Source organism: Phormidium sp. CCY1219, from assembly GCF_055795085.1.
In genome coordinates this window covers 25,458-34,040 of record NZ_JAYFEQ010000289.1, presented here as the reverse complement: position 1 = coordinate 34,040, position 8,583 = coordinate 25,458, and the positions used below count along the sequence as shown (strand labels likewise).

Genomic DNA, 8,583 nt, shown 5'->3' with positions numbered 1-8,583 from the left:
GGATAAGTTGGCTAGGAGCCGGATGAGGTGAAAGTCTCATGTCCGGTTCTGAATGGGAGGTGAGGGTTGCGAAGCCCCTATCGACCCCTAATCCCCATGCACGAATACCTCCCGGACAAAGCGTTCCGGGCATCACGGTAAGCGTTGAACGAGGTGGCAAGGTGCAAGCCTGTAGATCCCGGAATTGCCCGATTTGGTTAAGGTTGGGAGCTAGGTCAAGCCAAAATCGAAGTTGCAGCCCGATAAAAAAAAGATGTAGGGTGTTAACGAGGGCACTGAATCGGCGGGTGCATTCACCACAGAAGACCAATCTGTCCTCGGTGGAGAGTGGTTAGAACACTCACCAAATCGGGGGAGGTTTGTTAGCAGCGCACGGACAGCGCCAGAGAACGAAAGCGTCGGATCGAGCTGCGAGCACACAAGCTCGGGAAGAAACCCAGAAGGAAAACCCCCAGCCTTGGGGAGTTGGGATTCCACCGAGAGAGCCAGTGGGACTAGCACTCGAGCGGGCGGGCGATCGCCACGGAAGGCGTACTGAGACCCTGCCGAGGTATCCGAGGGCGAGGCAATTCGCCTCAGCCGCAGTGGAATGCCAGCAGCAGCTTCTCGTAGGCAGCCCAAACTTTAGGTGCCCCCCAAGGCACAAGAGCATTTTCCTGGATGAGCAGCCGTGGGGCTGGTGCCAGAGAAAATCCCCCCTCAATGCGGCGAACGAGAAGTGCGTTCGTGCCCAAACTTCTTTGAAGGGATTAATTTCACGGGAAGTGGGTCAGTGCCCACTTTTTTTATTCAATCTGTTCTATGACACATCCTTTGATCCCACAAATCATCGATTTAGCCACACCGGTTGCCGACTCCCTTGGATTGGAGTTAGTCTGCGCCGTATTTCACACCAATCAAAGTCCACCGGTACTGCGGGTGGATATTCGCAACAACAGTTCAGACACCAGTTTGGATGACTGCGAAAAGATGAGCAGAGCATTGGAAAGTACGTTAGACGAAACGGATCTGATTGGAGATGCTTATGTTTTGGAAATTTCGAGTCCCGGAATTTCGCGGGAGCTGACCACCGATCGCGAATTCGTTTCCTTCAAAGGGTTTCCGGCGATCGTGCAGACCATCGAAACCTACGAGGGACATCGAGAATGGAAGGGCAAGTTAGTTCGGCGAGACGAAAGCGCAGTTTACTTGAATTTAAAAGGTCGGGTGCGCGCAATTCCCCGGGATGCGATCGCTAAGGTAGTGCTCGAAGACGGGGGAACGGACTAGAACCGGGTTAATTCGATTGCACTCGAATTTGAGCCGGAAAGTGTAGTGTACGTGAAAAATAGAGGTAAGTGTTATGGCAATGGTCAGCCTACCCGGACTGCGGGATATGATCGACAGCATTTCGCTAGAGCGAAATTTACCCAAAAATGCCGTTCAAGCGGCATTGCGCGAAGCGCTATTAAAAGGATACGAGCGCTACAGACGCACCCAAAACATGGAGCGCAATACGTTCGACGAGACGTTTTTTGACAATTTTGAAATCGAACTGGATATTGAAGAAGAAGGCTTTCGGGTGTTGTCTACCAAGACAATTGTGGAAGGAGTCAGCAGCGCCGACCACGAAATTTCCCTGAAAGAAGTTCAGGAAGTGGCAGCAGAAGCGCAACTCGGAGACACCGTGGTCTTGGATGTCACCCCAGAGCAACGGGATTTTGGTCGGATGGCAGCAATTCAGACCAAACAGGTGCTACAGCAAAAACTGCGCGATCAGCAGCGCAAGCTGATTCAAGAAGAGTTTGAAGACCTAGAAGCAACAGTTCTGCAAGCCCGGGTACTGCGGTTTGAGCGACAATCGGTGATTTTAGCCGTCAACAGTGGGTTCGGACGACCCGAAGTGGAATCCGAACTGCCCAAACGCGAACAGTTACCGAATGACAATTATCGCGCCAACGCCACGATGAAAGTTTACTTGAAAAAAGTGCGCGAAGGCCCGACTCGCGGACCGCAGTTGTTGGTATCGAGAGCCGATGCGGGTTTAGTGGTTTATCTGTTTGCCAACGAGGTGCCAGAGATTGAAGACGAAGTGGTTCGCATCGTCGCCGTGGCGCGCGAAGCCAATCCCCCGTCGCGATATGTAGGCCCGCGAACCAAAATTGCCGTGGATACCCTGGAACGAGATGTGGATCCGGTGGGCGCTTGCATTGGCGCGCGGGGATCGCGGATTCAGGTGGTGGTCAACGAACTGCGCGGCGAAAAAATTGACGTGATTCGCTGGTCGCCGGATCCGGCAACCTATATCGCGAATGCCCTCAGCCCTGCTAAAGTGGATGAGGTACTGCTGGTCAATCCAGAAGCGCGACAGGCGCACGTTCTGGTGCCAGAGGATCAGCTAAGTTTAGCGATCGGGAAAGAAGGACAAAACGTTCGTCTAGCTGCTCGTCTGACGGGTTGGAAAATCGATATCAAGGATAGTGCAAAGTACGATTACGAAGCGGAAAGCCTCGACTACGAGATGGAAGAACCCGACGAACCATTGTCAGCTTCCGAAGAAGAAGAGTCCGAGCCTAAAGCCGTACAGGGATCGGCGTAAGACCCGCTCGGTTGATTGCCCTGAAGCTTTGCACCACCGCTCGATCGCCGCCCAAGTCGGCACAGCCTAGCCCTTAGCCTGGGTCTGTGGTACCCTGGCATGCCAGCAGTCATGCAAAAGTCCGGGAATGGGAGAAAGACGCGATCGGGGGCATTCCCCCCCCATAGCGTCCGACCCGATCCCAAGCCATTGGAACGAAAAGCGAATTTGTGGATGAAACAAAACTATCGACGTTGCATTAGTTGCCGCCAAGTGGCTCCGAAAAACGCATTCTGGCGGGTGGTTAGAGTCTACCCCTCCCATCAGGTACAATTGGATAAGGGAATGGGGCGATCGGCATATCTGTGCCCAACCGCCTCTTGCCTCAAAGCCGCTCAAAAGAAAAATCGACTCGGGCGATCGCTCAAAGCGCCAGTGCCCCCAGAACTTTACGAAACCCTCTGGCAAAGGTTATCTTTAATGTCTACACCGGATAACCAATCCAACGCCATCAATCCCCACCCGCAGTAGGTTTATAATCATAGATCTGGCTTTGATGGAGCCTGGAAAAATCTTTACTCTAACCCAATACCATCCACACTTCTATAGAAATTCGTGCAAGACTAGAAAAGCTGCTGTTCGTCAATTTCGGCAAACGGCACTGCGCGATCGCCGTATCCAGATGGCAGGACAACCACTCAGTTCTGTTTTCGCAGACGGTTCTAGCAACCACAAGCGCGCTAGCGCAAGCGGCTTGCACAGCGATCGAAAAGGGTTCTATCGGTCTCCCGGCGGAAGCGCACTAAAAGACCGGTTCAACCCGCTCCCGATTTTAGATGGACTTCAAAAATTAAGGAGTTTAACGCCGAATCTCCCACAGTCCAAACATCTAAAATCGCAGAGCTTTATCCGCCGGAAGGAGGTTTTATGAACAACGGAAAAGTGAGAATATACGAGTTGTCACGGGAATTGAATTTGGAAAACAAAGACATCTTGGCTGTATGCGATCGGCTAAATATCCCAGTCAAGAGCCATAGCAGCACCATTACAGAAATGGAGGCTGAGCGAATTGAAAAATTTGTGGAAAGCTATCCAGACAAAGTCTCAGCAGCAGCCAAATCTAAAACCAAACCCTCCTCGTCAGAGGACAACAACTCCAACAACAAGAAAAAACAGGAAATATTGGAAATCCGCAAACAGAAAACTCGCAGTAATACCAAACCACAGGGAGCGCAAACTCAAGCGAGTGCGCCTCAACCTGCTCAATCTTCATCCCATCAGCCCAATCAAAACCAGCCCATGATACTGAATCGACCTGCCCGTCCCAATGAGGGCGACGCATCGGCAAGTGAAGAAAACAGGGGAACTCCAGCAGAATCGATGGCAGAATCTACTGAGACCAACCTCCAACACCCAACAACAAGCGACCAGGACGCTGAATCCACCGAGACCTCGGCTACGGAATCCTCCCCAGAACAGCCCGACCCCAACGAAGACCAAGAAGTCAAACTCCAGTCCCCACCGGTGCGCCCTATGCCTCCCTCGGAACAAAAGAGCGAAACGACAACAAAAGTGGAGCGCCCGGTACTCAAACAACCGCCAAAGAAAGAATCCGCCGGCTCGCGATCCTCGGGCAAAACCCCTACCCCCGCCAGCGGCGGTTCTCGCGCGGAAAAATCCACGGAAACTACTCGCCCCACTCCCCCTACCCCGGTGCAAGCCAAAAAAGAGGGGGATTCTCGACGTCAGCAACCGGCTGCCGCCAAACCGCAGCTCTCTAAACCGGATGTGCAACGCCCTCGCAGTGGCGCTGCGGGCAAAGACACCCAAGCCCCCGCCGCGAAGTCAAAAGGGGAAAGACCCAGTGCGATCGCCCCTGACATCGAACCGCAGGATACGGCAGATGAAGCGGTCGAAGAGTTCGCCGATACCCCAAAAACTCCCAAACTCAAAGCTCCCCCTCGTCCTCCCAAGCGATTGAAAAAACGCAAGGAGGAAGAAGAAGACTTGCAAGAATTTCCCGAGAAACCCAGCAAGTCCTCTTCCAAGGGCAAGCGTCGGCCTAAACCCATCGTGGACGAAGATGAGGACGATTTTGAAACTCAACTGGACCGCGATCGCAATGAAGAAATCAGTGCGGTCAGCTTGTCCACCGCTCGTCCGGCTAAACCCAAATCTACCCCCACTCAGCGCCCCTCCGGCTCCACCCCGCCGCCTACTAAAACCAAAAAACCCGACTCCAGTCGGGAAGCCACTTCCAAGCAACGCGGTCGCCGTGGGGACAAACCCGATAAAAAAGAACGTCCCGATACCCTGGTTCTGCGCGAACCCCTAACGGTTCGAGAACTGGCCTCCTCCCTCAATGTGGCCGAAACCGAAATCGTCAAGATTCTCTTCTTCAAGGGGATCCCAGTCAACATTACCCAAACCCTCGATCTCCCCACCGCCACAATGGTGGCTGAAGAACTCGAGGTCAGCGTGGAAACCGCTGAGGTTGAATCGGAAGCCAAAAAAGTCAGCGAAATGCTCGATGCGGCTGACTTGGAAAATCTCCAGCTCCGTCCCCCCGTGGTCACCATCATGGGCCACGTAGACCACGGCAAAACCACTCTCCTCGACTCCATCCGCAAAACGAAGGTGGCTCAAGGAGAAGCCGGCGGCATTACCCAGCATATCGGTGCCTATCACGTGGATGTGGAACATGAAGGCCAAATGCATCAGGTGGTCTTCCTCGATACCCCCGGTCACGAAGCCTTTACCGCAATGCGGGCAAGGGGCACTCGGGTCACGGATATTGCCATTCTGGTGGTGGCGGCAGATGATGGGGTCCAACCTCAAACCATCGAAGCCATCAGCCACGCAAAAGCCGCTCAAGTCCCGATTGTGGTCGCCATTAACAAGGTGGATAAGGAAGGCTCTGACGCTAACCGGGTGAAGCAGGAGTTAATGGAACAGGGTCTGGTTCCCGAAGAATGGGGCGGCGATACGATTATGGTGCCGGTCAGCGCTATCAAAGGAGAAAACTTAGATGCTCTCCTGGAAATGATTATCCTGGTTGCCGAACTCGAAGAAATCTCCGCTAACCCCGATCGCGCCGCTAAAGGTACGGTGATTGAAGCCCACTTGGATAAATCCCGAGGCCCGGTGGCTACTCTGCTGGTGCAAAATGGCACCCTCAATGTGGGCGATGTGTTGGTGGCTGGCTCCACAATGGGCAAGGTGCGGGCGATGATCGATGACCGAGGCGCTCGGGTCGAACAGGCATCCCCCTCTTTCGCCGTGGAAATCCTGGGCTTGAGCGATGTCCCGGCAGCAGGGGATGAGTTTGAGGTCTACCCAAGCGAAAAAGAAGCTCGCTCAATCTCTGACGAACGGGCTGAGGAAAGTCGCCAAACCCGTCTCCAGCAAGCAATGGCCTCTCGTCGCGTCACCCTCAATACTCTCTCGGCCCGCGCCCAAGAAGGAGAACTTAAAGAACTTAACTTGGTCCTCAAGGCTGATGTCCAAGGCTCTGTTGAGGCTATCCTGGGTTCGCTCAAGCAACTCCCGCAAAATGAGGTCCAGGTCCGCGTCCTGTTGGCAGCCCCCGGGGAAGTCACGGAAACTGATGTTGACCTCGCCGCCGCTAGCGATGCCGTGATTGTGGCGTTTAACAGCACCTTCGCCTCGGGCGCTCGACACGCGGCTGACTTGGCAGGGGTCGATGTTCGCGAGTACAACATCATCTACAAACTGTTGGATGATATCCAAGCCGCTATGGAAGGTCTCCTGGATCCCGAACTGGTGGAAGAACCTCTCGGTGAGGCTCAAGTTCGTGCGGTCTTCCAAGTGGGTCGCGGCGCAGTGGCCGGCTGTTATGTCCAAACCGGTAAGGTGGTGCGAAATTCTAAAGTTCGCGTCCATCGCAATGGCTCGGTGGTCTATGAAGGTGTCCTCGATTCCCTCAAACGGGTCAAGGATGACGTGAAAGAAGTTAACACCGGCTTTGAATGCGGCATCGGTATCGATAAGTTCAATGACTGGAATGAAGGCGACACCATCGAAGCTTATCGCATGGTCACGAAGCGTCGCACCCTCTCTCCGGCATAACCTAGGGTGTCACCGATGAACCATGAAGGGTAAAGTGTAAAGGATGAAGGCAAATTCTCTCAAATCCCTAACCTCTGACCTTCATCCTCCCCAAGGCACAAGGCACATCCCCCACAGGGTCACTCTCCATGACTCTGCTTTCTTGCCTTCCCCCTTGTTGCCTTTACCCTTCTTGTTATTTTGTCTCTTGCCTTTATCTTTGATTCATGCGCTCTTTTTCTTCTGACCCGTTTCTCTGGATTCATCTGGCAGGTCTCGCCGCGCTTCCTCTGTTTCTCGAACTGTGCGCGATCGCTCTGGCTATTGGCGATCCCCTCTTCCCGGTTGGATTGGAATTCTTGTTCGTCGCCGCTTTGGGTATCCTCCCCATCCTCTGGATGCAATGGTCTCGTCCTTTCTATATCTTCAGCATCCTGGTGGTGGCAATGAAACCCGCACAACTCAGCCCCGATCGCCGCGTTACCCTCAGCTTGTTCCAACGCCCCCGCAATCGCGCGATCGCTCTGCTCGTTCCCCTTCTCTTACTCCCGGCCCTGTGGCTCCTCTATCGCTGGGCACCAGTCGCCACCGGCATCGCCGCTCAATTCCCTCAATGGCGTCTCCTTGGTCTCCTCCTCGCCGCTTTCGCTTTTTTGGGATGCAATCTGTTTCTTCAGGTCCCGGCTAGTGTTTTGGGCGTCATGTTGACCGACGAATCCACTTTTGCCGCCACACCCCCGCTCTCCCCAGACCAAATTCGCCAGAAGTTTACAATTGTCGGCTTGAAGGTCAATCGCATCTTGCCCGACAAGGAGCAACCAGTGGAACTCGCCTCCACTGAATCTGCCTCCCCTACCGTTTCTCCCCCCGCACCAGATTCCCTCGAAACTACACCCCCGGAAACTGAAGCGTCAGATTAATTTAAAATACCCCTTGACATTTTAACCAAAATAAGATATATAACCGAGGTCATTGGTTGTTGGTCATTGGTCATTGGTCATTGGTCAATGACCAATGACAAACGACCTTTCTACAACGGTAACTTCTGCAAAAAACTGAGTTTTTTATAAATTCTTGCCAAAGTATCCACCTGCACTTCCACCACTTGCCCCGGATAATTCTGAATCGTTTCGATTATCGAAATCTTTCCATCTTCCGCCGCCGAAAGTATCAAAGCAGCGCGCAAGGCTTGTCCGTTTGCTTCCCCAGAATCGGTCTGAATCACTTCCCCAATTTCATCGAGCAACCACTCTCCCGTGTGATTGAGCACTCGATCCAAAAATCTCGCACTGACTTCAATCGAGTTGGTTAACCCCGCTCGCATCTCCTCTGGATTCTGTTTCGCTAACCCAATATAACTCGCCACCGAGGGCGACATTTCTCCAGTTTCGGTAAAGGTTACGAGTTCCGCCACCGATAGGGGTGCCCGCATCGGTCCGTATTTCAAAATTACCTGTTCGGCGGCGATCGCTTCCCCCCCAAATGGCATCACTACGCCGATTCCCAACCCCGTCACCCCCACAGTTGCCGCACGCAACAACCACCGCGAAACCCTGAACAAAACTCCGTTAATTTTCCTCATTTTAATCCCTTCTTTCATTCAAATCCAACAAATCCAATTCAATAAAACCGGACGCCAAACTCTATCAATAAGTTGCCTAAATTATCCACAACTTACCATTGTTTTATCCCTAGTTTATCGAACATCGATCCAGACGATCGCAGCCAATTATCCCCAGCAGAGGATGTTAGCCAATTCCCTTTCAATTCATTCTATTCTAACCGATAAATTGACGGATTTTAACGGGAACACTGGCCGATCGCGGCAGGTCTTCAACCCTGTCCGCCTTGCAGTTTAGTGGCATACCACTTCTTGCCCGCAACTGTCTCGCTTTCCGAGACGAAAGTGAGGATACCCTAAAACGCGATCGCCGATTTCCAACGATTCCCAACCGAAC

The 8,583-nt window shown here is 53.0% G+C and carries 6 protein-coding genes; 5 read left to right on the top strand and 1 reads right to left on the bottom strand.

The window, feature by feature from the left end; all coding sequences use genetic code 11:
* The first annotated feature begins 801 nt into the window (after positions 1 to 801).
* The 5 genes from rimP to AC0QH1_RS04665 all read left to right on the top strand — a co-directional run bounded on the left by rimP (position 802) and on the right by AC0QH1_RS04665 (position 7,545).
* Positions 802 to 1,269, top strand: a complete 468-nt coding sequence (rimP, locus tag AC0QH1_RS04685) for a ribosome maturation factor RimP (RefSeq protein ID WP_324629745.1) — start codon at positions 802 to 804, stop codon at positions 1,267 to 1,269.
* Between the two features lie 73 nt (positions 1,270 to 1,342).
* On the top strand, positions 1,343 to 2,578 hold the full coding sequence (gene nusA, locus AC0QH1_RS04680) for a transcription termination factor NusA (RefSeq protein ID WP_324629743.1): 1,236 nt from the start codon (positions 1,343 to 1,345) through the stop codon (positions 2,576 to 2,578).
* A 99-nt stretch (positions 2,579 to 2,677) separates the two neighbouring features.
* The gene (locus AC0QH1_RS04675) at positions 2,678 to 3,088 is read left to right on the top strand and encodes a YlxR family protein (RefSeq protein WP_442957278.1); all 411 of its coding nucleotides are present in this window, start codon (positions 2,678 to 2,680) and stop codon (positions 3,086 to 3,088) included.
* A gap of 396 nt (positions 3,089 to 3,484) precedes the next feature.
* Positions 3,485 to 6,646, top strand: coding sequence for a translation initiation factor IF-2 (gene infB / locus AC0QH1_RS04670; protein ID WP_324629742.1), 3,162 nt, complete (start codon positions 3,485 to 3,487; stop codon positions 6,644 to 6,646).
* Between the two features lie 206 nt (positions 6,647 to 6,852).
* The gene (locus AC0QH1_RS04665; protein ID WP_324629739.1) at positions 6,853 to 7,545 is read left to right on the top strand and encodes a low-complexity tail membrane protein; all 693 of its coding nucleotides are present in this window, start codon (positions 6,853 to 6,855) and stop codon (positions 7,543 to 7,545) included.
* Positions 7,546 to 7,655: 110 nt separating this feature from the next.
* Here the strand turns inward: AC0QH1_RS04665 and AC0QH1_RS04660 are convergent, their stop codons facing one another.
* A complete protein-coding gene (locus AC0QH1_RS04660; protein ID WP_324629738.1) occupies positions 7,656 to 8,207 on the bottom strand; it encodes an alpha/beta hydrolase in 552 nt (183 codons plus the stop codon).
* Between the last annotated feature and the right edge of the window lie 376 nt (positions 8,208 to 8,583).

Excerpts from the sequence above, each read along its gene's own strand:
- AC0QH1_RS04660 (WP_324629738.1), bottom strand. The coding sequence starts at position 8,207 with ATGAGGAAAATTAACGGAGTTTTGTTCAGGGTTTCGCGGTGGTTGTTG.
- rimP (WP_324629745.1), top strand. The coding sequence starts at position 802 with ATGACACATCCTTTGATCCCACAAATCATCGATTTAGCCACACCGGTT.
- infB (WP_324629742.1), top strand. The coding sequence starts at position 3,485 with ATGAACAACGGAAAAGTGAGAATATACGAGTTGTCACGGGAATTGAAT.
- nusA (WP_324629743.1), top strand. The coding sequence starts at position 1,343 with ATGGCAATGGTCAGCCTACCCGGACTGCGGGATATGATCGACAGCATT.
- AC0QH1_RS04665 (WP_324629739.1), top strand. The coding sequence starts at position 6,853 with ATGCGCTCTTTTTCTTCTGACCCGTTTCTCTGGATTCATCTGGCAGGT.
- AC0QH1_RS04675 (WP_442957278.1), top strand. The coding sequence starts at position 2,678 with ATGCCAGCAGTCATGCAAAAGTCCGGGAATGGGAGAAAGACGCGATCG.